The organism is Massilia pinisoli (assembly GCF_024753285.1).
GTDB lineage: Bacteria > Pseudomonadota > Gammaproteobacteria > Burkholderiales > Burkholderiaceae_D > Telluria > Telluria pinisoli.
In genome coordinates, this window is record NZ_JANUGW010000027.1 from 20,713 (window position 1) to 45,180 (window position 24,468).

Genomic DNA, 24,468 nt, shown 5'->3' on the forward strand with positions numbered 1-24,468 from the left:
AGGTAATGCCAAGGATACCGGCGTTACCGGTTAGAAGAAGCGGTATTTGATGTCGAAACTCAGCGAGCGGCCGCGCGGATCGGCCACGCGCGGATCCCAGCCGGCGCCCACGACCTCGTCCACGTTGTGCGCCGTGAACGGCGGGTCGCGGTCGAACAGGTTCTGGATGCCGACGGTGATCGTCGTGTCCTTCAGGCCCGTGTACGTCGTCGACAGGCCCCACGTCGTGTAGCTGGACACGCGCGGCTTGAAGCCGGCCGGCGGCGTGCCGACGCCGCCGTTCGGCAGCTCGTCCTTGTAGCCGTCGCGGTACAGGTTACTGAGCAGGAAGCTCCACGGTCCCTTCGCGACGCTCACGGTGGCGTTGTGCTTCCAGCGCAGGTACAGGTCGCGCGTGTAGAAGTTGCCGACGTATTCGACGTACGGCTGGCCTTCGAACTCGGCGAACTTGTAGCTCTGGGTCCAGGTGCCGTCGAGGGTCGCGTTCCAGCGCCAGCCGTCCGGCAGGTTGCCGCGGCCGCGCAGGCCGACGTCGGCGCCGCGCGTCTTGAGGCCCGCCGCGTTGATCCAGCCTGCGTTGACGTAGCTGATGGTGCCGTCGGCCGGGTTGCGGATCACGTACTGCGACAAATACTGCTCGTTGGCCAGCACGACTTGCGGCGTGCGGTTCAGGATGCGGTCCTTGACGTTGATCGCCCAGTAGTCCACGGACGCCGAGAAGTTCGCGCTCGGCTCGACGATGAAGCCCAAGGTGCCCTGCTTCGACGTCTCCGGACGCAGGCCCGGATTGCCGCCGCTGAAGTAGCGCAGGCGCTCGATGGCGCAGAAGCGCGGGTCGCCCGGGTGCGTCGCGCAGCCGACGGGGTCCGACACGCCGTTCGGCAATTCCTCGTCCAGGCGACCCGAATACAGCTGGGCGAAGCTCGGCGCCAGGAAGCCTTTATTCGCCGAGCCGCGCAGCATCAGCCAGTTCGTCGGGCGGTAGCTGAAGGCGATCTTCGGATTCGTCGTCGCGCCGATCACGCTGTAGTCGTCGCGGCGCAACGCGAGCTGCAGTTCCAGGTTCTTCATGACCGGGACGACGAGCTCCGTGTAGATGGCCTTGATGTTGCGGTTGACGGTGTCCTGGTTCGCATTGCCCGGCGCCAGCAGGATCTGCGTGGCGTCGACGTTCTGCGCGAAGCCGTAGCCTTCGCGGCGCAGGTCGGTGCCGATCGCACCCTGCAGCGGGCCGGCCGGCAGCTGCCAGATCTCGCCCGAGACGGACGCGTTGAACTGCGTGAGCGTCGTCTTGCCGTGCTGGAGGCGGCCGTAGAACTTGGTCGCTTCCAGCGCCTGCATCGCGGCCGCGCTCTGGCCTTGCGACGGCGCGGCGAACGGGTTCACGACGCCGCTGCCCAGCACCTGGTACAGCGCGTTCGTGTACGCATAGCCATTGACGAGGTCCGTCGTCGTGTGGCTCTCGCTGTGCGACAGGTCGATCTTGTAGTCCCACTTGCCGGCGAGCGTGCCTTCCGCACCCGTCATCAGGCGCACCGTGTCCGTCGTGTAGGCCTGCGTGCGGTTACCCAGCGGCCAGGCGCGCCATTTGTAGATGATCGGTTTCGTCTTGTCGAACGAGGCGATGTACGGCGACAGGTCCTGGTAGTACGGGCCGCCCACCGGATACGCGTTGCCTCGCGCGAGCGACGTGGAAATCTGCGTCGGCGTGAGGATCGCCAGCGTGTTCGTGTGCGCGGCGACGGCTTCCGCAAACACGCGGTGCTCCGGCGTGATCTGGAACGTGGCGCGGCCGACGCCGTTCGTGCGCTCCGTCGGCAGCTGCATCACGTAGTCACCGCCGTAGTCGTAGGCGCAGGAAAACGTCGTGCGCAGCGGCGACGTCACGTCCTTCCACAGCGCGGTGGCGTACTGGTTCATGCCCGGCACGCTGTCGCACTTGCCCTGCAGGGAGAGGAGACCCGCCTGCAGGTATTTGTTCGGATCGCCCGGCATCTGGAAGTTCGACCCGAGCGCCGTGCCCGCGCCCGTCAGCTGGTTGGCGACGGGGGTGCCGGTCGTATCCGGCGACAGGCCGCGCGCCGGCTGGTAACCGTTCGCGAACGAGCGCTGGTGCGAATCGAGTTCGTCGTTCTTGTCGTAGCCGACGGCGACCATCATGTTGAAGCGGTCGGTGTCCAGGTTGCCGAAGCCGGCCACGACCTGCAGCCGGCGCGTGGCGCCGCCGCCGTGCTGCGTCCAGTTGCCGGTGGCGTTCGCCTGCACGCCTTCGAAATCCGTCTTGAGGATGAAGTTGATGACGCCGCCGACGGCATCGGTGCCGTAGATCGCCGACGCGCCATCCTTCAGCACCTCGACGCGGGCGACGGCCGCCAGCGGGATCGTGTTCAGGTCGACCGCCTTGCCCGACAGGCCGTAGCCCGAAATGCGGCGGCCGTTGATCAGGACGAGCGTGCCCGTCGGCCCCAGGCCGCGCAGCGACGCGAACGAGCCGCCGCCGCTGACGCGGTCGGCATCGGCGCCGAACACGTTATTACCTGAAGTCATATTGTCGGCACCCGTGCCGTTCGCCGAAATCAGGCGCATCAGCTGTTCGGCGTTCGTGATGCCCTGCTTGTCCAGCTGGTCGAGCGTGATCGTCTGCACCGGCAGCGCGCCTTCGGTGGCGATGCGCTTGATGCTGGAACCCGTGATCTCGACGCGTGGAATCGGCTTGCCCGCCTCGGCCTGCTGGGCAAAAGCCGGTGCGGCGACGCCGATCAGGGCGATCATGGACGCTAACTTCTTTAACTTCACGTGTCTCTCCTTCGATGCGTACGGTGACGATGGCATGGTGCTTATCGTTATGTTCATATGAAAGGTAAGCGCACTCGCGCGCGCCGAGCCAATGAAAATTCCGGCGCTGCGTATAACTACAAGGAATGTTTCGCTTAGTTAATCTAGCAAAAACTATCACTGTCCTCTTGCCGCACGTGCTCTTTCCGCAACATCGACGTCCAGATAACGCCATTGGGTGAATTCGACGGGGTGCCGTTTGTAGTTTTTGAGCCACGGTTGCCGGATATCCGCGGACAACACGTTCGTCAGCGGCACCCACGGGTTGTAGGCGTGGATCAGCTGGTTCATCTCGAAGTACAGCTTCTGGCGCGCCGGTCCGTCTTTCAGCGCGTGCGCCTTCTCGTAGCGCTCGTTATAGGCCGGCAGGTTGAAGCGCGCATAGTTGGCGCGGCCCGCGTTCGGGCCGTACAGCAGCTGGTAGAAGTTATCGCCGTCGGGGAAGTCGGCGATCCAGTTATTTTCGAACATCTGCACCTTGCCGAGGCGCGACGCCTTGATGATCTCCGTTTTTTTATCAGACTTGAACACGACGCGCAGACCGATGGCATTCAGGCATTTGCGCCACAGTTCGTCGCGCAGGCGGCCGCTGACCGTCGCTTCGCTGCTCATCTGCAAAGTGAGCGGCTCGGTGCCGCCACCCGGCTTGGGCATGCGTCGAAATCCGTCCGGGTCGCGCTTGTCGTAGCCGAAGCGGTCCAGCAGCGCGTTCGCGAGGGCCGGGTCGTACGGGACGGGGCTGCGGTAGTTCGGGTCGTAGCCGAGCACGCCCGGCGGCAGCGGCGACTCGGCCTTGATGGCGAATCCTCGTTTCAGCAGGGCGATGTCTTCGGCGCTGTTGTAACTGAGGGAAATCGCACGCCGCAGCGCCACCTTCGCCTTCGTGTACCCGCCCACCACGGGGTCGTCCATGTTCATCCACATGTAGTAGGTCTGCAGCACGGGGAAGCGGTACAGCTGCATGCCGCGCGCGGCCAGCTCCGGTTTCAGCTTGCCGTTCGTGATGACGAGGTCCGTCATCGATTCCGGCACCTGCTCCAGGTAATCGTATTCGCCGTTCAGAAAGCCCAGCACGCGGGCCTGGAATTCCTCCGCGATCTTGACTTCGACCTTGTCCACACGCGGCAGCTTCTGCCCTTCGAGCGCGCGCGCGATGGCGCGGTCGGCCTGGTCTGCGGCCGGGTCGGCCATCACGCTGGAGTGGAACACGGCCGTCGAGGCAGGATTGGCGACGAGGACGATGCGGTCGCTGTGCTTCCACTCGCCCACCATGAACGGTCCCGTGCCGACGGGGTGATTGCCGGCCTGGTCCGGATACGCCTCGATCACCTCGCGCGCGACGACACCCGTGGCCGGCGTGGCCAGGTAGAACAGGAAATTGTTGTCCGGCTCGGCGAGGCGGATGCGCAAGGTGTAGCGGTCGAGGGCTTGCAGGCCCGGAATGGCCGTCGCGTAGCTGAAGTGATTCATCCAGGCAGAGTCGCCCAGCAATTTGCCCTCGAACATGAACGACCACGGCGATTTCAGCGTGGGATCGTACAGGCGCTGGAGACTGTAGACGTAGTCGGCCGCCGTCACCTCGCGCGGTGGGCCCTTGAACGCGGGGTCCGGCGTGAAATGCATGCCGGGCCGGAGGTGGAACGTGTACGTGAGGCCGTCGGCCGAGATCTCCGGTAAATCCTTCGCGCCATTGCCCTGCAGTTTGACGGGCCGCGCCAGGTAGTCGTAGCGCAGCAGCGGGTCGAACAGGTTTTCCAGCAGCGACAAGGTCTCGATATTCGACGCGACGGCCGGGTCGAGGCCCGTCTCGCTCGTCGACAGATACATGTGCAAGACCTTGGGCGGACTGCCGTCCCCTTGCGCGGCGGCGAACGGGGCAAGCGCGGCGAGCAACAGGGCGGCGAGGAGGGAGCGGCGTGTGGGCATGGCGGGGTCCTGGAAGCGTTGCGTATCATAGGCCGAGGCGTTAGAGGCAGGCAACACGATCGCGTCGGGCGCAACAGGCCGAAGCGATAGCAGAACATCATGATTCGCCCTCGTGCATAACTTTTTTACATATCCCCAGCCCAATCTTTCATCAGCGCAGCTTGCTCAGCGCCTATACTCTCCGCTGCACAATCGAGCTCGGGCGCGGTCGCCCGAACCTACGACACCATGGCGTTAAATTACATCTGGACCGGCTTCTTCCTCGTCGGCTTTATTGCGGCTCTGGCCCAATGGATCTTTCTCGGGGATACCGAGATTTTCAAGCGCATCATCGACGGCACGTTCGACGCCGCCAAGATGGGCGTGATGGACATCGCCCTGCCGCTGGCCGGCGTGATGACCTTGTGGCTCGGCCTGATGAACGTGGGCGAGCGGGCCGGCGTCGTCGGCTGGCTGGCGAAACTCATCGCGCCCTTCTTTTCGCGCATCTTCCCGGACGTCCCGCCCGACCATCCGGCCACCGGCCACATGGTGATGAATTTTTCCGCCAACCTGCTGGGCCTGGACAACGCGGCGACGCCGTTCGGCCTGAAGGCGATGGAAAGCCTGCAGACGCTGAACCCGGACAAGGACACGGCCAGCAACGCGCAGATCATGTTCCTCGTGCTGCACACGTCGGGACTCACGTTGATCCCGCTCGCGATCATGGCGCAACGCGCGATCCTCGGCGCGAAGGATCCGTCCGACATCTTTATCCCCTGCATGATCGCGACCTATGTCGCCACGGTCGCCGGCATCATCGCCGTGGCGATCCGCCAGCGCATCAACCTCTTGAACGGCGTCGTGCTGGGCTGGCTGGGCGGCATGACGGCCGCGATCGCCGGGCTGATCTGGTATTTCACACATTACCTCACGAAGCCGGAGATCGAGACCGTCTCCAAGGTCGCGAGCAACCTGATCCTGTTTTCCATCATCGTCGCGTTCATCCTCGCCGCCCTGCGCAAGCGCGTGAACGTGTACGAGGCGTTCATCGAAGGCGCGAAGGGCGGCATCCAGACGTCGCTCACGATCATCCCCTACCTCGTCGGCATGCTCGTCGCCATCTCCGTGATCCGCAACGCGGGCGTGCTCGGGTTCGTCGTGCAGGGCCTGGAATGGGTCATCCGGGCGGTGGGCATCGACACGGCGTTCACGCCCGCGCTGCCCACCGCGCTGATGAAGCCGCTGTCCGGCAGCGGCTCGCGCGCGCTGATGATCGACGCCATGAAGACGTACGGCGTGGACTCGTTCGTCGGCCGGCTCGCGTGCATCTTCCAGGGCTCGGCCGACACGACGTTCTACATCGTCGCGCTGTATTTCGGCTCGGTCGGCGTGCGCAAGACGCGCTATGCGATTTCCTGCGGCCTGATCGCCGACCTCGCGGGCATCGTCGCCGCGATCGCCGTGGCCTACGTGTTCTTCGGCTAACCGCTTTTTCGACGCATTTTTCGACTCAAGGACAAGCATGCTTCGTCGTCACGCGCTTTCCCTTCTTGCCGCCGCGCTGCTGGGCGTGTGCAATCCGGCTGCGGCGCAGCTGCAGGCTGCCCCGGCGCTGCCGCTACCCGTGCTGGACGCACTGCGCGCTGCCGCGATTCCCGAGGATGCCGTCAGCGCGCTCGTGCTGCGCGGCGACAAGACCGTGCTGTCCCACCTGGCGGACCGTCCCATGCATCCGGCCTCGACGATGAAGCTCATCACGACGCTGATCGCCCTCGAGCGGCTCGGCCCCGTATTCCGCAGCCGCACGGAACTGCGCACGACAGGCGAGCTGAAGAACGGCGTGCTGCACGGCGACCTCGTGCTGCGCGGCGGCGCGGACGTCGACCTGTCCACCGAAACATTGACGACGATGCTGCGCAGCCTGCGCTACCAGGGCATCCGCACGATCGCCGGCAACCTCGTCGTCGACCGCCGGCTGTTCAACCCGGCCCGCGCCGACATCGGCGTGCCGCCGTTCGACGAATGGCCGGACGCCTATTACAACGTGATCCCGGACGCCGTCTTCGTCAACCGCAACATGCTGCAGCTGGACTTGCGTTCGACGCCGGGCCCGGACGGCAAGCCGGCCACGCGCGTGCGCGTCGCGATGCAGCCCGAGCTCGACGGCGTGACGGTCGAATCGGACATGAAGCTCATCGAGGCCGACTGTGGAAAATGGGAAGACGGCTGGCAGAGGCCGGACGTCGTGCCGCGCCCGAACGGTGGCCTGAAGGTCGTGCTGCACGGGACCTTCCCGAAGAACTGCGTGGCCAGCGATTCGATCAACGTGATCGACCGCCAGGAATATGTTTCCCGCCTCGTGCGCCGCGTCTGGAAGTCGCTGGGCGGCACCCTCGCCGGCACGGCCGTCGAAGGCCCGACGCCGCCGGACGCGCGCCTGCTGGCCGAGCACGTGTCGCGCCCGCTGCCGGAGATCGTCCGCGACGTCAACAAGCCCTCCGACAACACCCTGGCGCGCATGCTGTTCCTGAGCCTGGGTGCGCTCGAGCCCGATCCCGTACTGGGCACCCATCCGCAGCCGGACACGGCCGGCGGCACCGTCGCGACGCTCGCGCGCAGCGAGGCGGTCGTGCGCGCGTGGCTGCGCGCGCACGGCGTCGACGACACCGGCCTCGTGCTGGAAAACGGCTCGGGCCTGTCACGCATCGAGCGCGTCACGCCGATCCAGATGGGCGGCCTGCTGCAAGCCGGCCTGCGCAGCAATTGGGCGCCGGAATTCCAGGCCAGCATGCCGATCGCGGCCGTGGACGGCACGATGCGCCGCCGCCTGGCCGACAGCCCCGCCGCCGGCCGCGCGCGACTGAAGACCGGCACGATGTCGGACGTCGTCGCGCTGGCGGGCTATGTGCCGGATGCGGACGGACGGCTGTGCGTGCTGGTGGCGATGGTCAACAGCGACCGGGTCGGTAACGGCCGCGGGCGGGCGATACTCGATGCGCTCGTCGATTGGGTGGCGCGGCTGGATGGGACGACGCCGACCGGTAGGGTGGACGGCTCCGCCAGGCCGTAACGATACCGGCACGCCGCCCGAACAGGTCGAGCAGCGCCCGAGGCATGCCCGGCACGGCGTCGCCGGGCATGCGTGCACACTCAATGGCCCATCGTGTCCTTGGCCATGCCGTCCTTCTTCATCGCGTCCTTGTCCATCGCGGACTTCTTGGCATCGCCCTTGTGCATGCCGTCCTTGTGCATGCCGTCCTTGGCCATCTCGTCTTTCTTCATGGCGTCCTTGCCCATTGCGTCCTTCTTCATGGCGGGCTTTTTCATCGCGTCCTTGGCCATGGCGTCGTGGCTCATGTCGTCCTTCTTCATGCTGTCCTGTGCGTAGGCGGCGCCCGACAGCAGGCAGGCGGCGATCAGGGTGGTGGCGAATGCTTTCATGGTAAATCCTTTCAGGTGGGTGAATGCGTGCTGCGGGGAGGGTCGGGCGCTCAACTGCCGCCAAACCAGTTATAACCCTGGTCTTCCCAGTAACCGCCCGGGTAGGTATTGGTCACGAAGATGGCCTGGATATGCTTCGGATTCTTGTAGCCCAGCTTGGTGGGCATGCGCAGCTTCATCGGATAGCCATAGCGCGGCGGCAGGGTCCGGCCGTCGTAGGTCAGCGCCATGAGCGTTTGCGGATGCAGTGCGGTGGCCATGTCGATGCTGGTGAAATAGTCGTCTGCGCACTTGAAGCCCACGTACTTGGCGCTGAGGTCCGCGCCGACGCGCCGCAAGAAATGTGAGAAAGGTACGCCGCCCCATTTGCCGATGGCGCTCCAGCCTTCCACGCAGATGTGGCGCGTGACCTGGGACTGCTGGGGCAAGGCGCGCAATGCCTCCAGGGTCCAGGGCTTGCGGTCGGCGATCAGGCCGGACAGTTCAAGACGCCACGCGTCGCCGTCGACGACGCGCACCTCGTCTTCGCCGTAATACGCGTTGAACGGAAAGGGGCGTGTGATCATGCTGTCCGGGTAGGTCGGCGCGAGGCGCGTCGGGTCGAACAGGAAGGCCTGGGCACGGTCGTTGAAACGCGAGACCGCGGCCAGGGCGCGCTCGATGTTTTCCTGGCTGGTCGGCGTGCACCCGGTCAGCAGGCCGAGGCCGCCGAGGGTCAAGGTGCGCTGCAAAAAAGCACGGCGCGACGGTTGTGCGACGCGCTTGATGGCGTCGGCCAGCATGGCGGCGCCATCCTCGGGGATGACGATATCGCGGGGTCGGATCGGTGTCATGTCGATGTCCTCAGGGTCAGCGGCCGCGCAGCATGGCGACCAGGGTGCGCGGCACCAGGGCGACCATCACGACGTGCACGACGACGAAACCGCACAGGCCGGCCATACAAAAAAAGTGGACGCGGCGTGCGCCCTCATAGCCGCCGAGCAGGGTGCGCAGCAGCGGAAACTGGACCGACTTCCACAGCACGAGGCCGGACAACACCAGCAGGGTGATGTCCACCATCACGAACACGTAGGCCAGCCGCTGCACGCTGTTGTAATGGCGTGGGTCCGCATGCGATAGCCGTCCGCGCAACGCGGCGGCGAGGTCGCGCAGCACCTGGCGTGGCGGAATGGGCAGGAACTGGCGGCGCAGCCGTCCGGAAACGAGATTGATGGCCAAGTAAACAATGCCGTTGGCGACCAGCAGCCACATCGCGGCGAAATGCCAGGCCAGCGCGCCGCCGAGCCATCCGCCCAGTGTCCAGGCGGCCGGAATCGCGAAGCCGAGGAAGCCGGTGGCGTCGTAGATGCGCCAGCCGCTGGTCACCAGCACGACCACGGCGGCCGCGTTCAGCCAATGGACGATGCGCAGCCAGGCCGGATGGATGATGTCGTGGACGTCCATCACCGTACCCCCTCGCCGGTATGGAGTTCGACCGGGGCCGCGGTCGCAGGGCTGCTGTTGACTTCGCGGACCGATGCGGCATACGATGCCGGCGCGGGCAGGACGGCCGCAAGGACAGCGCCGGCGCAGGCAATAAACAGACGATGTGCGGACATGGCAGCTCTCTCGTTGGTGGGTGACGTGGTGTAATTCGCGCCACCCGCGCATCCGGTTACAGGCCGTACAACAAAAAATATTTTTTCTCGACGCTGTCACCAATCATGCCGATCCGACGAATTACTGGAGAATCGAGCGCGCAAGCGACGGAGTCGCGCCTGCACCAGTTGTTCGTGCGCGGCTGCGACGGCGACGCGGACGCCTACCGCGGCTACCTGGCCGGTGCCGCCGTGCTGTTGCGTGCCTACCTGCGCCGGCGCCTGCAGCGCTGGCCGGACGATGTCGAAGACCTTGTCCAGGAATGCCTGCTGGCGCTGCACAACCAGCGGGAGAGCTACGATACGGGCGTGCCTCTGACGGCGTGGATGCATGCGATCGCGCGCTACAAGCTGATCGACTGGCTGCGCCGCCATGCGCGCCACGAGGCGCTGCACGACCCGCTGGACGACACGGACGATCTTGTCTGGAACGGCCCGGATCCTGAATCGGGTATCGTACGTCGCGACCTGACCCGATTACTGGACGCCCTGCCCGACAAGCAGCGCGCCGCGATCGTGCTGACCAAGATCGAAGGCATGTCGGTGCGCGAGGCGGCCGGCGCGATGGCGGTGTCGGAAGCGGACGTCAAGGTATCCGTGCACCGCGGCCTCAAGGGCCTGGCCGCGAAAATGAAGGAATGGATATGAAGACGGAGGATCTGATCGACATGCTGGCGCGCGGCCCCGACGTACGGGTCGACGCGCATCGGTGGCGCCGCTTCCTGGTGCCGGCCCTGGTCGGCCTGGCGGCGTGCGTGCTGCTGATGCAGTTGCTGCTCGGGACACGCCACGACATCGGACGCGCGCTGCTGTTGCCGGCGTTCTGGATCAAGTTCTGCTTCGCCCTGGTCCTGAGCGTCGTGGGCGCGCTGGCCGTGCGGAAGGTGTCTGCGCCGGGCACGAAGCTCGGCGGGCTGGCGCCGATGGTCGGGCTCCCGTTCGTCGTCTTGTGGGGCTTGGCGGCGTGGGTGCTGTGGCAGGCGCCGCCCGAGGCCCGCGCCGAATTGATATGGGGGCAGACGTGGCGCGTATGCACGATATTGATCGTCGTGCTGGCCGTACCCGTGTTCGTCGCTGCGCTCGTCGCCATGAAGCGGCGCGCGCCGACGCGCTTGCGCACGGCAGGCGCCGCAGCGGGCCTGGCTTCGGGAGCGACGGCGGCGATGGTGTATTGCTTGCATTGTCCCGAAATGAGCCCCGCCTTCGTGGGCGTGTGGTACGTCCTGGGCATCGCGGCGATGACGCTGGTCGGCGCGCTGATCGGCCCGAAAGTATTGTCCTGGTGAGAAGCGGGCCGCACGGAGCGCCCGACCTCGCCGACGTGTTCGATGGACGCCATGCGAATTGGAGAATGAACCATGCCACAAGCAGTCTCTTTCAGCGGCGCGAGCGGCCGGACCGGCACCTACGTACCCGACGCGACGTCGTCCGTCGGCCTGCGCGCCAAGCTCGATCGTTACGAGAAGCAGCTGTCGGATTGCGTGAATTGCGCATCGGCCAAGACGCCGGAGGGCAAGGCCGATATCGCCGCCATCAGCGCCAAGATCGATGAGGTGAAACGGACGATCGCCGGCACGTCGAATGGCGAGGGCCGCGCGGCACCGGCGGACGAGAACCAGGCCGTGGCAGTGGCGTCGACGATGTCGCCACTTGGCAACCGCATCGACACGTATGCCTGATTGTCCCGCGCGCTTGCGGCACCCGCTGTCACAGCTCGCGCGGCAGTAAGCCCTACGGCTTGCTGGCCTGCGTGCCGACCGGCACATCGCCCCCTTCCAGCCACGGCGTGCCCGCCAGATTCGGCTTCGCTTCCACGAGCGACACCTGCGCGCGCGTGCTCGTGCGGATCGCGCGCACGATGTCCAGCATCGTGGTCTCGGTGAATTTTTCCGGTGTGCCCATCATCATGCCGCCCACCTGGCGCGGCCAGGACAGCCAGCCGCCTTCCGGCTTCGTGAAGATGGCGTACATGTCGAGGTGGTAGCCGTCCTTGTACGGGAACAGGCACGCGACCATGTTCATGTTGTCGCTGCCGCGCACGTGCGGCGCGGCGCTCGCCGTCCAGGCGGCGCCTTCGCACGTGGGGTTTCGGCCCGCGGCGGTGCCGGGTGCGCCGGTCGCCGGGTCGGCCATCCGGAAGTGGCCCGGCAAGGGCGTCGCTTCCACGCCGGGCGGCGTCGCGACCACGACGTCCTTCACGTTGCGGATGATGCCGTCGGTGGCGGCCGTGGCGACGGCTTGTGGTGCCGCATCGGTCCGGATGTCGAACACGCGGTAGTACTCGACGGTCGTGTCGTGCGCGGCGAACCGGCTGCCGCTTCCGGCGCTGCAGCCGGCCAGCAGGGTCAGCACGAGCAGCATGAAACGGGACCGCAACAGGCGCTTCATCTTCATCTCCTTCGCATAAGTCGGTGGACCGATTGTCGCGGTGGAGGAAGACGAGAGAATGAGGTCGGTCAACCGTGCGCGGTGGCGCGGCGGTGAACTCAGAGCACGCGGCTGAACGTCTGGCGTACGATGTTGCGGTCACCACAATCGAAGTGCCACCACTCAGTGTTAATGCCGACAAAGCCCGCCTGAAACATGGCATCGCGCAGCAGTTGACGGTTGGCGGCCTGGAGCGCCGTAAGTTCGCCGCTCGCGAGGAAGCGCGCTTCCAGCGCCGGGTGCGACAGCTCCGTCATGTCGTCGAAGCCCGTCCCCATATCGAGTTCGCGGCCGTCGGCGTCGAGCAAGGTGATGTCCAGCGCCATCCCGAACGAGTGGATCGAGCCGCGCTGCGGATTCGCGAGATACATCTGCAGGTCGGTGCCGGCCAGCGCGTCCCACAACTGCTGCTGCACGCGCTGCGGACGCAAGGCGTCGAGCACGAGCGCAGTGCAGTCGGGACGCGCCGTCTTCAGCCACGCGACGACGCTTTCCAGCGCCGCGGCCGCATCACGGTGCAGCCAGGCGCAGTCGTACGGCGAATACAGGTCGCGGCCGACGAAGTTGTCCGGAGTCGCGTAACGCAGGTCGACGGCGATGCCGCCGATGGTCGAGAGATGGCGGAACGCGGGATCGCCGGCGATGCCCTCGATGGTACTCATGCACATCCCTTTTCCAGCAGGTGGCGCGCCGTCGCGCCGATGCAATTGGCCAGCTCGCGCGCGCCGTGCGACAGCGGCGCGTGGCTGGCCGTCAGCAGGTACAGCTGGACGGGGATCGTCGGTGCCCACGACCGGCACTGCACCTTGCCCGGCGCGGCGGACGCGGCCGTGAACGGGTCGAGCACGGCCGAGCCCGCACCCGCCTCGACGAGCGAGCGGGCGATCTGGTACGTCTGCACGACGGTGTGGAACACGGGGTGTACGTCCTGCGCTTCGCACGCGGCCAGCACCATTTCGCCCAGCGGGTCGCGGTCGGCCAGGCCGATCAATTCACCGCTGAGGCCAGCCGGCGTGATCGGCTGCGCGCACTCCTGTTCGGTCCATGTGCCGGCCGGCGCCATCACCGTCAGCGCGCCCTGTGCGATAGGCTCCGCCTCGATGCCCGGATGGCGCGGGTCCTGCAGCGACAGCGCGAGGTCGGCCTCGCCGAGGCGCAGCGCGTTCACGATCTCGCTCGTGTGGAACGTGGCCAGCTCGCAGCGTGTCTGCGCGAAGTCGCGCCGCCACACGGTCAGCGCGGCCGGCAGCACGGAGACGGCGATGGTCGGCGTGGAGATCAGCCGCACGGTTTCTTCCGCGCGATTCTTCAGGCTCGCGGCGAGGCGGCGGATGCCTTGCAGGTCGCGGTTCAGCTTTTCCGTCTCGGCGAACAGGCGATGCGCTTCCGGCTTCGGATACAGCTTGCCGCGCACGCGCTCGAACAGCGGCATCCCCAATTGCAGTTCAGCGTGCTGCAGCACTTTCGTCACGGCCGGCTGCGAGATGTGCAGCACCTGGGCGGCGCCGCTGATCGTGCCGACCTGCATGATGGCGTGGAACACTTCGATATGGCGCAGACGCATCGTTCAATCCCTGGTACGCAAAGAGTGCCGCGGCAAACGCCTTACTGCTGGACCGGCACGGGCGGTGCCGCAGGAACGGCATCCTGAACCGGCGGCTGCGGTGCCATCGGTGCCTGCGGTGCCATCGGTGCCTGCGGTGCCATCGGTGCCTGCGGTGCCATCGGCGCCTGCGGTGGCACCGGCGGCTGCGGTGGCTGCGGTGGCACCGGTGGCTGCGGCGGTACCGGCGGCTGCGGCGGCACCGGAGGCTGCGGCGGCTGAGGCGGCAAAGGGGCGCCCGGAATGAAGACAGGCGACGTCGTCACAGGCGCCGGCAGCGGCTGCGGCAACGGACCGCTCGGATTCGTCAGCGCTTCCAGCAGTGCGGCCGTCTCGACGTCCGGCTGGCCGTCGATATTCGCCGGGCGATATTTCATCTGGAACGCCGACAGCACGGTGCGCGTCTGCTCGTCGAGCACGCCCGACTGGACGATCGCATAGCCCCACGTCGCCAGCTTCTTCTGGTACCACGCGACGTCCGGCAGTTGAATCTGGAAGATCGGCACGATGTTCGCGACGCGGTTGGCGTCCGGCCACGCGACGAGGCCGGCGGCCGCGAGCTGGCGCCACGGGAACATGGGGCCCGGGTCCTGCTTGCGCAGGGGCGCGATGTCGGAGTGGCCCAGCACGTTTTCCGGCGCGATGTGGTGGCGCGTGACGATGTCGCGCACGAGCGGGATCAGCGCGTCGATCTGCGACTGCGGGAACGGCGCGTAGACGCGGCCGTTCGGCGTGTCCGTATAGCCCGGGTTGACGATCTCGATGCCGATCGAGCTGTTGTTCAGCTGCGTGAAATTCTTCCAGCTCGAATTGCCCGCATGCCAGGCCGCGTTCTTCTCGTCGACGAGGTTGTAGATGACGGGGACGGGATCGTCCGTCACGAGGTAGTGCGCGCTGACTTCCTGCTGCGTGAGGATCTTGATGGAATCCGCGCGGTTGCTGACGGTGTAGTGCAGCACGAGGAAGCGCGCACGGCTGCTCTGGCCTTTCGCCGTGTACGTGTGGTCGTATTGCGGTCCGCTGGGCGGCGGCGTGGCGCAGCCGGCCAGCAGGGCGAGGAACAGGGTCGCGACGAAGATTTTCATGTCGGTGTCGTGGTGTGAAGTGGGTCGGAAGCGAGCGCCATGCGCGCCGCCGCGTGATGGGCCTGGCCCGGTGCGTGCGTGAGGGCGATGCCGGGCAGGCTGGCCCGCATCGTGTCGACGATGACGGGATGCAGCTCGGCCGCGCGTCCCGACACGGCCACGGGGCGCGGCCCGAAGCGCCGCGTCAGCGCGAGCGCGAGGCGTGCCAGCTCGCGCCCGGTCGCGCGCAGGATGCCTGCCGCGACGGGGTCGCGGTCCGCCGTCGCGGCCACGGCGAGGGCCAGCTTGCCGACGGCGCCCCGTTCCTGGCCGTAGATGAACTGGCGCGAATACGCCCAGTCGTCACCGCCGACGTAGTCGAGCACGGCGCGCGCCATCGGCGACGACCGCCAGCTGCCCGGACGTTCGTCCTCGTTGCGCCAGACGTGGCGCAGCGCTTCCTTCGCGATCCAGAAGCCGCCGCCGCCGTCGTCCAGCACGACGCCGCGCCCGCCCGCGCGGTGGAACTGGCCGTCCGCGTCGACGAACGCACCGATGGAGCCCGTGCCCGCGTACACGAGATAGCCCTGGCCCGGTTCGAACGCGGCGCGGTAGGCGATTTCCATGTCGCTGCAAAACTGGATGTGTGCGGGGTCGACGTGCAGGTCTTCCGCGAGCCAGCGCTGCAGCAGTTCGCTGTCGCCGCCGAAGCCCGTCAGGCCGGCGTGCACGCGGCCCGGCACGCCGTGCACGAGCGCGTCGACGGCCAGTTGCGCGAAGGTGGCGCGGACGGCATCCCGGCCTTGCGGCGTACCCATCTGCAGGGCGGACAGGCCCGCGACGCGGCCTTCCGCGACGATGGCGCCGCCGGGCGCCGCGAGGGCCCAGCGCGTTTCGGTGCCGCCGGCGTCGATGCCGAGGCCCAGCCCGGCGGGTTGCGGGCTCTGCGGTTCAGGTTCGGGTTGCGAATCGATCATGATCATCCGCCAGTGTACGCCGTCAGGCCGGCCTTGGGCGAATGAATGCTGACATGCAATGCATGACCACAGGTTATGCCTTGCGCCACGCTTCCACGCGGGCGCTTTCGTTGCCCAGGCGGTCGACGGCGCTGACGACGATGGCATCGGCCGCACCGAGCTTCGCATCGTCCGGCACGGCGCAGTCCACGCGCGACGCGGGCGCGACGGCGAAGCGCCACTGGTTGCCGAAACGCGCCCAGATCGCGTACGTCGCATTCGCCTTGCCGGCTGCCAACTTCAACGACACGGACGCACCCTTGCGCACGGCGGTGACGGTCGGCACGCCGGGCGTTTCGTTGCCGAGCCACGGCGTGGCCGGCACCAGCGCCGGGACGGCGTAGGAGACGGTGCGCAGCTGGTCGCTGATGCCCTTGCGGTTTTCCATCAGCGCGGCCATGCTGAAGTGGACGTGGCCGCCCGCGTGCGGACGCGCGCGCGTGTGATCGATCTGGTCGATGATTTCCTGCGGCGGAAAGTCCTTCGTCGGCGCGCCGATGCGGCTCGTGAACAGGCCCGGCCACACGTGGCGGGACTTCGGGTTCTGCGTCAGCCAGTAATCGAGCAGCACGTCGTAAGCCTGGCCCGGCTGGCGGATGCCCCAGTACAGCTGCGGCGAAAAGTAGTCGAGCCAGCCGTTCTGCAGCCACGTCTCGGCGTCCGCGTACAGCTTGTCGTACTGTGAAAAACCGACGATGCCGGCCGGGCGGCGGTCCGGGCGGCCCAGGCCGAACGGGCTGATGCCGAAGCGCACCCAGCTCTTTTCGCGGTGGATGCCTTCGTACAGCGCCTCGATCAGCCGGTTGACGTTCTGGCGCCGCCACGATGCGCGGTCGAGCCGTCCGCCGCCCGCGACGTAGCGCTGCCACGAGGCGTCGTCGGGGAAATCCAGCTCAGTCTTTGCGGTGCGGCCTTCCAGCGCCGCGCCTTCCGCGCCCGTCATGACGGGGGCCTCGATCGGGTACGGATAAAAATAATCGTCGATGTGGACGCCGTCGATGTCGTAGCGACGCACGACGTCCAGCACGACGTCCAGCGTCTGCTTGACGGCGGCATCCTCGCCCGGGTCCATCCACAGGTATTTGCCGTAGCTTTTGACGGCCGCCGGATTCGTGCGCGTGATGTGGTTCGCGGCGGCCGGCGACTTGGCGCCGTTGTGGCGGGCGCGGTACGGGTTGAACCACGCGTGCAGCTCGAGCCCGCGCGCGTGCGCCTGCGTGACCCAGAATTTCAGCGGGTCGTACCACGGCTGCGGCGGCTGGCCCTGCGCGCCCGTCAGGTATTCCGACCATGGTTCCAGCTTTGACGGGTAGATCGCGTCCGCGGCGGGGCGCACTTGCAGCACGATCGCGTTCAGGTTCAGCGACTTGGCGCGGTCGAGGATGGCGATGGCTTCCGCTTGCTGCTTCTCGGCCGGCAGATTCGGCTTGCTGGGCCAGTCGATGTTGGCGACGGTCGACACCCACGCGGCGCGGAATTCGCGCGGCGCCGGTGGCGGCTGGTCGCCGGCCGGGACATTCGTCACCAGCGGCGGCGTCGAGCTGCAGCCCGACATGAGGCCGCCCGCCGCCAGCGCACCGGCGACTCCCGCGAACGCGAACGCGCGTCGTTTCTGATCAGGTTGCAACACCAACTCCTAGACTTTTACGAACCACTTCTTGCGCCACATGCCCCACGCGATGAGGAACATGCACGCATCGAACAACACGGCATGCAGCAGCGACGTATTGACGGCACCGAGCGGCAACGCGGCGATCGGTGCATACAACGTCTGGCCCAGCGTGCGCAGGCTGCCGTCCGGCTGCGCGAATTTTACATAGCCCAGCATTTTCGCGATAAATCCGGAAAACGCAAAGATGAACAGTGCGTTCATGCCGTAGATGACGAAAGGACGTGTCCAGCACGCCGCAATCGACCGTACGCGTAAAGACGGGCTGACGTCGAGCGGCCAGTAAAACGCGGCAAATGCCAGGCATGCGAGGCCCGTCATCAGGAAGCAGTACGACGGCGTCCACAGGCTTTTATTGATCGGCATGAGGATGATATCGAGAAACATGCCCACCGCGACGCACGCGACGCCGGCGACGATCAATCCCGCCACTTGCCGGCCCCGGTCGACGCTGGATGCGAGCCACCGTCCGGCCAGCACGCCAAACAGCTGGCTGCACAGCGCGGGCAACGTCGACACGAGGCCTTCCGGGTCCCACGTCTTCGATTGCACCCACAAATGCTTGCCCAGCAGCGTGCGGTCGACCCATGCGCCGAAGTCCCGCCCGGGTTCCAGCACGCCGGCGCCGATGCCCGGCACGGGCACGCACAGCATCAGCACGCTGTACAACGTGAGCAACGCCGCGATCACGACCAGCTGCATGCGCCAGCCGCAGTACACGACGATCGGAGCGGCCAGCAAGGTGCACAGCGCGATCCGCTGCAGCACGCCGGGAATGCGCACTTTGTCGAGATGAAAATACGGCATGAAGTTCAGCAGGAAGCCGATCAGGAAGATCAGCATCGCCCGCTTCGCGAGCTTGGCCAGCAGCCGCGGTTTGTCGGCGCCGGCCGCGGCGAGGCGCCCCAGCGACAAGGCCATCGCCACGCCGGCGATGAACAAGAAAAAGGGGAAGATGCAGTCGGTGAACGTCCAGCCGTTCCACTTCGCGTGTTCCAGCGGCCCGTACAAATGGCCCCAATCGCCCGGATTGTTCACCAACACCATCGCGGCAATGGTAAAACCGCGGAAGGCATCCAGCGAGACGAGGCGGGCCGCGGGCGTGCTCACTTCTTCCCGAAGTCCGGATCGATCTTGACCAGCGCCGCCATCGCGAACGCGGGGATCGTCGACAGGAACGTCCAGACGAAGAAATGCTGGTAGCCGATCATCTCCTGCAGCTTGCCGCTCCACATGCCCGGCACCATCATCCCCAGCGCCATCAGGCCCGTGCAGATCGCGTAGTGCGCCGTCTTGTACGGCCCGTCCGCGACCATGATCATGTACATCATCATCGCGGTGAAGCCGAAGCCGTAGCCGAACTGCTCGATGGCGATGAAGCCCGAGATCACGCCCATGCTCTGCGGCTGCACGGACGACAGGTACACGAACACGAGGTCCGGCAGGTGCACGGCGAACACCATCAGCCACAGGCAGCGCTTGAGGCCCACGCGCGAGATCAGCCAGCCGCCGATGAGGCCGCCGATGGTCAGCGCGATGATGCCGATGGTGCCGTACGCGGTGCCGTATTGCTCGGTCGAGAGGCCCAGGCCGCCCGCGCTGACGGGGTCCTTGAGGAATGGCGCCACGAGTTTCAGCAGCTGCGCCTCGCCCAGGCGGAACGTCAGGATGAAACCGAGGATCAGCCAGATGTCGCGCTTGCGGAAGAAGCTGCCGAACGTGGCAAAGAAACTGGCGACGGGATTCGTGCCCTCCACCGCCTTGTGGTCGGCGTCGGGACGCGGCAGCACGAACTGGTGCCACGCGAAGAACGCGAAGAACAGCGCGCACAGCACGAAGAACACGATGGCCCAGGCCTGGTGCACGTCGCCCAGCGACGTCGACAGGTGGCCGGCCGCGATCACGAGCGGTCCTTGCGCGGCCAGGGTGGCGAGGCGATAGAAGGTCGAGCGCACGCCGACGAACGCGGACTGCTGCTGCTGGCGCAGGCCCAGCATGTAGAAGCCGTCGGCGGCGATGTCGTGCGTGGCGGACGCGAACGCCATGATCCACATGACGCCCAGGCTGACCATGAAGAACGACGGCAGGTGCAACGTGGCACCGACGGCGCCGAGCGACGCGGCCAGCACGAGCTGCAGCGACACGGTCCAGCCCCGCTTCGTGCCGACCAGGTCGACGATGGGCGACCACAGCGGCTTGATCACCCACGGCAGGTACAGGAGGCTCGTGTAGAAGGCGATGTCGCCGTTGGACAGCCCCATGTCCTTGTACATGACGACGGACAGGTAGTTGGCGACGATGTAGGGCAGCGCCTGGCCGAAATACAACGATGGCACCCACAGCCACGGGGTCTTGGATTGCGTAGTCTGCATGTTCTTTCGTCGTCGGGCCCGGCGGCGTTGCGGGAGGGCCCGGGCCGCGTCAGCCGGCCAGGGCGGCGCGCACGCTGCCGCGCGCGCTCTCCAGCAGGGCGCGCGCCTGCTCGACAGGGATGTTCTTGGACAAGGCCACGATCGCGACCTTGACGTGGAAGTCGCACTGCGCCAGCACCGCCTCGGCCGCCTCTTCGCCCGCCCCCGTCGCGAACGACGTCAGGTGGATGGCGCGGCGGACCAGCTTGGCGTTGGTCGCCTTCAAGTCTACCATCAGGTTGCCATAAACCTTGTTCAGACGCACCATCAATGCGCTTGAAAATGTGTTCAGCGCGATCTTCTGCGACGTGCCCGCTTTCAGCCGGGTGCTGCCGGAGATGGCTTCCGGGCCCGTGTCCAGGGTGATGCCGATCTCGGCCTCGTTCGCGACGGGCGCGTCCGGGTTGTTGGCGAAGCCGATCGTCAGCGCCCCGGCCGCGCGCGCGGCGCGCAGGGCACCCAGCACGTACGGCGTCGCGCCCGACGCGGCGATCGCGAGCACGACGTCGTTCGCGCCCACGTGCGCGCCGCGGACGTCCGCCGCGCCCTGTTCCGCATCGTCCTCGGCGCCTTCGACGGCGACGAACATCGCGTCCGTGCCGCCGGCCAGCAGCGCCACGGCGCGCTCGTGCGGCCAGGAGAACGTCGGATACAGTTCGACGCTGTCCAGCACACCGAGCCGGCCCGACGTGCCGGCGCCCACGTACACGAGGCGTCCGCCCTGCTCCATCCGCGGCAGCGCGGCGGCGACCGCCGCGGCGATGCGGGACGCGGCCGCGCGCACGGCGAGGACCGCGTTGAACTGGTCGTCGACGAGCACGTTCACCAGCTCGGCCGTGGGATATTGATCGAGGGACGCGTGTTCTGGGGCGGGGGTTTCGGTGTTCAGCATCACGTTGTTGTTCGAGTCGGCGGGCCTGACCAGTGTAATACCAATGCCGCCGGGCCTGTCATGAAAGGATCGGCCGTTGTCATTCCGAAAAGTTATGCGGGGTTGACATCCATGCATTTGCGCGGCAACCGCCGAGTCCGTATTCTCGCCTGCATATCGACGACGCGAAGGATGACGATGAACCGACGCAATCTGCTGGCGATAGCCTTGCTGGGCGCCACCGGGCCGCTGCTGGCGACGCCGTCACGCCGGCGCACGGCCGCGCTGGATGCGGAACTGCGCGCCATCGCCGCCGATCCGGCCTGCGAGCTGGCGAGCCTGTCCGTGCTGGCGATCCGCGCCGGCCGGACCAGCTATGCCGGCCAGTTCGGCCGCCGCTTCATCGGCCACGACGGCTTGCCGGACAAGCCCGTAACCCCCGGCACGCTGTTCCGCATCGCGTCGGTCTCCAAGCTGATGACGACGCTGGGCCTGCTGCGCCTCGTCGAGGATGGCAAGGCTGCACTCGACGCCGACGTGTCCGACTACCTCGGCTTCATCTTGCGCAATCCGCATTTCCCCGACCAGGCGATCACGTTGCGCCACCTGCTCACGCACACGTCGTCCTTGCGCGACGATGCCGGCTATTCGTGGGGCGCGGACGTTGCTTTGAAAGATGTGATCGATGCCAAGATGTACGCAACGAACGCCGGCCCCGGCGCGTTTTTCACGTACTGCAACCTCGGCTGGGGCGTGATCGGCACCGTGATGGAAAGAATCACGGGCGAACGCTTCGACCGCCTGATGCGGCGCCTCCTCATCGAGCCGCTGGGTCTGCGGGCCGGCTACCTGCCGGCGGAGCTGCCGCCGGCGGCGCTCGCGAACCTGGCCACGTTGTACCGCAAGCGCACCGTGGACACGGAAGTGTGGGACCCGGCCGGCCCCTGGATCGCCCAGGCCGACGACTACAGCGTCAAGGCGCCGCCTGCGATCGAGCGCTATGTCGTCGGCACGAACGCCACGCCGTTCAGCCCGACGGGCGGCCTGCGCATCAGCGCGTGCGACATGGGCGTCGTGATGCGCATGCTGATGGGTCTCGGCCCGCGGCTGCTGAAGCCCGCGACGTTGGACCTGATGTTCAGCCGACAATGGACTTACGACGGCCGCAACGGCGACACGTCGGACGGCCTGTTCCACTGCTGGGGCCTCGGCAACGAGCAATTCCCGGACGAACCGGGCACGCGCCTCGTGGAAGGTGGCGGCTTCGCCGCGGTCGGGCACCTCGGCGACGCGTACGGGCTGATGTCCGTGTTCGTGCTCGACCGGCAACGGAAGAACGGCATGATCGCGCTGGTGGGCGGCACCTCGACGGATCCGTTCGCGCCCGCCAACAAGGGACGGTACTCGCCGCTGGCGCGCTTCCAGGAGCGCATCCTGACGGCGTTGTACGAACACGCCGTAACATGAACACGGGTTATGCCCGGCCGCTCTACATTCATTGGCCGAGCGCAGGGCCGGCCCCTTAAGCTTCGCTGCATGGTTATGATCAAGAGCGGGCACGGATGCAACAAGTAATCGTCATCGGCGGCGGCGTGGTCGGCCTGACCTCGGCGTGGTGGCTGCTCGAGGCCGGCTACCGGGTCACGCTGCTGGAACGCGCGCCGGGCGTCGGCACGGGCACGAGCTACAGCAATGGCGGGCAGCTGAGCTACCGCTACGTGTCGCCGCTGGCCGATGCGGGCGTGCCGCTGAAGGCGTTGACGTGGCTGTTCCAGGAACACGGTCCGCTGCGTTTCCGGCCGCAACTCGATCCGCACCAATGGCGCTGGCTCGCCGCCTTCCTCGCCAACTGCCGCGCCGACCTGAACCGCAAGACGACCAATAAACTGCTGGAGCTGGGCGAGCTGTCACGCCGCGCGATGGCGGCGCTCGCACCGGCCGTCCCGCTGGACGCGTTTGAATGGCGCGACGCGGGCAAGCTCGTCGTCTATCGCACGCGCACCGCATTCGACGCGGCGACGGCCAAACCCGACACGGCCGGCACGCGCCAGGTGTGGAGCGCGGCAGAATGCGTCGCGCGCGAGCCCGCGCTGGCCGCGCTCGAAGACAAGCTCGCGGGCGGCATCTACAACGGCGGCGAGGCCGTCGCCGATTGCTACGCCTTCTGCGTCGCGCTGGCCGACCGCATCGGCGCGCATCCCCGTTTCGACGGGTTCGTGCATGGCGAGGCGCAGCGCTTCGTGACGTCCCGCGCGCGCGTCATCGGGCTGCAGACGTCGGACGGTCCGCTCGCGGCCGACGCGTACGTGCTGGCCGCCGGCATGCAGAGCCGCGCGCTGGGCGAGTCGGCCGGTATCTCGCTGCCGATCTATCCGCTGAAGGGCTACAGCCTGACGGCCCCGATCCGCCAGGACGACGTGGCGCCGGAGATCAGCGTCACCGACTTCGAGCGGAAAGTCCTGTACGCGCGCATCGGCGACAAGCTGCGGGTGGCGGCGATGGTCGACATGGTCGGCGAAGACCTGAGCCTGAACCCGAAGCGCCTGGACAGCCTCACGCGCCAGGTGAAGGAAGCGATGCCGCGCGCCGCCGACTACACGCGCATCACGCCATGGGCAGGCCTGCGCCCGGCGACGCCGAACAGCGCCCCCATCATCGGCGCGACGCCCTACGCGAACCTGTGGCTGAACGTGGGCCACGGGCCGCTCGGCTTCACGTTCGCCTGCGGGACGGCGAGCCTGCTGGCCGACCTGATGCGCGGGAAGGCGCCGCCGTTTGCGCTGGATGGGCTGACGCTGGGGTGAGGCGAGCCCTTTCCGCATTAAAATGTTGCGGATGACATATTCGTTTCAAGTTGTACAATGTTTCGATGAAACGAATTCCTTTTCCCGGTGCGGCGCTGGCGCTGTCCTTATGCTTCGCCATCCTGCCACCAGCCAGCGCGGCTGGCGAAGATACGCCGCAACAGGAACGCTGCGAGCCGGCCCGGTACCCTCAACTGTCCCTTCTTCGGCAGGAGGAGGGGCTGACGGTGTTGGCCAACCTCATCCGCAGTGAGGGAACCGTGAAACGCGTCGTCGTGTTGAACTCCAGCGGCTCGCCCCTGCTGGACCAGGCGGCCATCGAGGCGCTGTCGAAGTGCAAATTCAAGCCCGCGACCCACGACGGCAAACCGATCGAGTCGTGGGCGCGGGTCGAATGGCGATGGTCGATGAGCGAAAATGACGATATGGCACTCATCAAGTACCAAGCGAGGGACGCATCGAACCTCGGCGATCTCGCCGCACGCTACCACTTGAGTCTTCTTTACGCGGAATCGAAGAAAGCGTCGGAGCGCAAGAAAGCGCCAGAACTCTTGCGCAGCGCGGCGGAAGCCGGATGGTCCCAGGCGCAATTCGACGTTGCGAGGAATTACGAGCGCGGTATCGGCGTGGAGGCTGACCTTGAGGAAGCAATGCGCTGGTATGGCAAAGCGGCGGCACAGGGCAACGTTTTGGCACGCCAACGGCTGGAGCTCGGGGAACTGCTGCTCTAGGGATCAACGACACCTTTCACCAGGCGTCGAGGTCCACCACGGGCAGCGCCG

General features: G+C 66.8%; 22 protein-coding genes and 1 pseudogene. 8 read left to right on the plus strand and 15 right to left on the minus strand.

All coding sequences use genetic code 11. The annotated features are described in order from the left end of the window. Positions 1 to 30 precede the first annotated feature (30 nt). Together NX784_RS25535 and NX784_RS25540 are read right to left on the minus strand one after the other, a co-directional pair. The gene (locus tag NX784_RS25535; RefSeq protein WP_258819496.1) at positions 31 to 2,772 is read right to left on the minus strand and encodes a TonB-dependent receptor; all 2,742 of its coding nucleotides are present in this window, start codon (positions 2,770 to 2,772) and stop codon (positions 31 to 33) included. Between the two features lie 180 nt (positions 2,773 to 2,952). After that, positions 2,953 to 4,761, minus strand: coding sequence for an ABC transporter substrate-binding protein (locus tag NX784_RS25540; protein WP_370662974.1), 1,809 nt, complete (start codon positions 4,759 to 4,761; stop codon positions 2,953 to 2,955). Positions 4,762 to 4,989: 228 nt separating this feature from the next. Between NX784_RS25540 and NX784_RS25545 the strand changes: the two genes are divergently transcribed. Together NX784_RS25545 and dacB are read left to right on the plus strand one after the other, a co-directional pair. Continuing rightward, on the plus strand, positions 4,990 to 6,228 hold the full coding sequence (locus NX784_RS25545) for a spore maturation protein (RefSeq protein ID WP_258819497.1): 1,239 nt from the start codon (positions 4,990 to 4,992) through the stop codon (positions 6,226 to 6,228). A 37-nt stretch (positions 6,229 to 6,265) separates the two neighbouring features. Continuing rightward, positions 6,266 to 7,813, plus strand: coding sequence for a D-alanyl-D-alanine carboxypeptidase/D-alanyl-D-alanine endopeptidase (dacB, locus tag NX784_RS25550; RefSeq protein ID WP_258819498.1), 1,548 nt, complete (start codon positions 6,266 to 6,268; stop codon positions 7,811 to 7,813). An 80-nt stretch (positions 7,814 to 7,893) separates the two neighbouring features. On the opposite strand, the gene NX784_RS25555 is transcribed toward dacB, so the two are convergent. The 4 genes from NX784_RS25555 to NX784_RS25570 form a co-directional block, all read right to left on the minus strand. After that, positions 7,894 to 8,184, minus strand: a complete 291-nt coding sequence (locus NX784_RS25555) for a pentapeptide MXKDX repeat protein (protein ID WP_258819499.1) — start codon at positions 8,182 to 8,184, stop codon at positions 7,894 to 7,896. A gap of 50 nt (positions 8,185 to 8,234) precedes the next feature. Next, entirely contained in the window at positions 8,235 to 8,966 is a 732-nt protein-coding gene (locus NX784_RS25560) for a molybdopterin-dependent oxidoreductase (RefSeq protein ID WP_370662976.1), read from the minus strand. A 67-nt stretch (positions 8,967 to 9,033) separates the two neighbouring features. Then, positions 9,034 to 9,627, minus strand: a complete 594-nt coding sequence (locus tag NX784_RS25565) for a cytochrome b/b6 domain-containing protein (RefSeq protein WP_258819501.1) — start codon at positions 9,625 to 9,627, stop codon at positions 9,034 to 9,036. Beyond that, positions 9,627 to 9,782, minus strand: coding sequence for a hypothetical protein (locus NX784_RS25570; protein WP_258819502.1), 156 nt, complete (start codon positions 9,780 to 9,782; stop codon positions 9,627 to 9,629). The genes NX784_RS25565 and NX784_RS25570 overlap by 1 nt, the downstream gene beginning before the upstream one ends. A 105-nt stretch (positions 9,783 to 9,887) precedes the next feature. Here NX784_RS25570 and NX784_RS25575 point away from each other — a divergent pair, with 105 nt between their 5' ends. The 3 genes from NX784_RS25575 to NX784_RS25585 all read left to right on the plus strand — a co-directional run bounded on the left by NX784_RS25575 (position 9,888) and on the right by NX784_RS25585 (position 11,500). Then, the gene (locus NX784_RS25575; RefSeq protein ID WP_258819503.1) at positions 9,888 to 10,469 is read left to right on the plus strand and encodes a sigma-70 family RNA polymerase sigma factor; all 582 of its coding nucleotides are present in this window, start codon (positions 9,888 to 9,890) and stop codon (positions 10,467 to 10,469) included. Further along, a complete protein-coding gene (locus tag NX784_RS25580) occupies positions 10,466 to 11,107 on the plus strand; it encodes an NrsF family protein (RefSeq protein ID WP_258819504.1) in 642 nt (213 codons plus the stop codon). Before NX784_RS25575 ends, NX784_RS25580 begins: the two co-directional genes overlap by 4 nt. Before the next feature lie 72 nt (positions 11,108 to 11,179). After that, the gene (locus NX784_RS25585; protein ID WP_258819505.1) at positions 11,180 to 11,500 is read left to right on the plus strand and encodes a hypothetical protein; all 321 of its coding nucleotides are present in this window, start codon (positions 11,180 to 11,182) and stop codon (positions 11,498 to 11,500) included. A gap of 52 nt (positions 11,501 to 11,552) precedes the next feature. Here the strand turns inward: NX784_RS25585 and NX784_RS25590 are convergent, their stop codons facing one another. The 9 genes and pseudogenes from NX784_RS25590 to murQ all read right to left on the minus strand — a co-directional run bounded on the left by NX784_RS25590 (position 11,553) and on the right by murQ (position 20,903). Continuing rightward, positions 11,553 to 12,209, minus strand: coding sequence for a hypothetical protein (locus NX784_RS25590; RefSeq protein WP_258819506.1), 657 nt, complete (start codon positions 12,207 to 12,209; stop codon positions 11,553 to 11,555). Positions 12,210 to 12,307: 98 nt separating this feature from the next. Beyond that, on the minus strand, positions 12,308 to 12,910 hold the full coding sequence (locus NX784_RS25595; protein WP_258819507.1) for a M15 family metallopeptidase: 603 nt from the start codon (positions 12,908 to 12,910) through the stop codon (positions 12,308 to 12,310). Beyond that, the gene (locus tag NX784_RS25600; protein ID WP_258819508.1) at positions 12,907 to 13,812 is read right to left on the minus strand and encodes a LysR family transcriptional regulator; all 906 of its coding nucleotides are present in this window, start codon (positions 13,810 to 13,812) and stop codon (positions 12,907 to 12,909) included. The genes NX784_RS25595 and NX784_RS25600 overlap by 4 nt, the downstream gene beginning before the upstream one ends. A gap of 347 nt (positions 13,813 to 14,159) precedes the next feature. Continuing rightward, a pseudogene (locus NX784_RS25605) lies at positions 14,160 to 14,936 on the minus strand (N-acetylmuramoyl-L-alanine amidase); the annotation flags it as partial. Continuing rightward, complete coding sequence (locus tag NX784_RS25610; protein ID WP_258819509.1) at positions 14,933 to 15,892, minus strand: N-acetylglucosamine kinase; 960 nt, start codon at positions 15,890 to 15,892, stop codon at positions 14,933 to 14,935. The gene NX784_RS25610 and the pseudogene NX784_RS25605, both read right to left, overlap by 4 nt. 73 nt (positions 15,893 to 15,965) lie before the next feature. After that, positions 15,966 to 17,558: a glycoside hydrolase family 10-like protein gene (locus tag NX784_RS25615; RefSeq protein WP_258819510.1), complete on the minus strand. Its 1,593-nt coding sequence runs from the start codon at positions 17,556 to 17,558 to the stop codon at positions 15,966 to 15,968. Positions 17,559 to 17,567: 9 nt separating this feature from the next. After that, entirely contained in the window at positions 17,568 to 18,710 is a 1,143-nt protein-coding gene (locus tag NX784_RS25620) for an acyltransferase family protein (protein WP_258819511.1), read from the minus strand. Continuing rightward, positions 18,707 to 19,972 (minus strand): MFS transporter, encoded by a 1,266-nt coding sequence (locus tag NX784_RS25625; RefSeq protein WP_258819512.1) that lies wholly within the window; start codon positions 19,970 to 19,972, stop codon positions 18,707 to 18,709. Before NX784_RS25625 ends, NX784_RS25620 begins: the two co-directional genes overlap by 4 nt. 49 nt (positions 19,973 to 20,021) lie before the next feature. Beyond that, the gene (gene murQ, locus NX784_RS25630; protein ID WP_258819513.1) at positions 20,022 to 20,903 is read right to left on the minus strand and encodes an N-acetylmuramic acid 6-phosphate etherase; all 882 of its coding nucleotides are present in this window, start codon (positions 20,901 to 20,903) and stop codon (positions 20,022 to 20,024) included. 177 nt (positions 20,904 to 21,080) lie between these two features. On the opposite strand from murQ, the gene NX784_RS25635 reads away from it, so the two are divergent. The 3 genes from NX784_RS25635 (at position 21,081) to NX784_RS25645 (ending at position 24,417) form a co-directional block, all read left to right on the plus strand. Then, the gene (locus tag NX784_RS25635) at positions 21,081 to 22,349 is read left to right on the plus strand and encodes a serine hydrolase domain-containing protein (RefSeq protein WP_258819514.1); all 1,269 of its coding nucleotides are present in this window, start codon (positions 21,081 to 21,083) and stop codon (positions 22,347 to 22,349) included. A 95-nt stretch (positions 22,350 to 22,444) separates the two neighbouring features. Next, positions 22,445 to 23,686 carry a D-amino acid dehydrogenase gene (locus tag NX784_RS25640; RefSeq protein WP_258819515.1) on the plus strand — a complete coding sequence of 414 codons (1,242 nt, stop codon included), beginning with the start codon at positions 22,445 to 22,447 and terminating at the stop codon, positions 23,684 to 23,686. Positions 23,687 to 23,751: 65 nt separating this feature from the next. Further along, positions 23,752 to 24,417, plus strand: coding sequence for a TonB family protein (locus NX784_RS25645; RefSeq protein WP_258819516.1), 666 nt, complete (start codon positions 23,752 to 23,754; stop codon positions 24,415 to 24,417). Positions 24,418 to 24,468 lie beyond the last annotated feature (51 nt).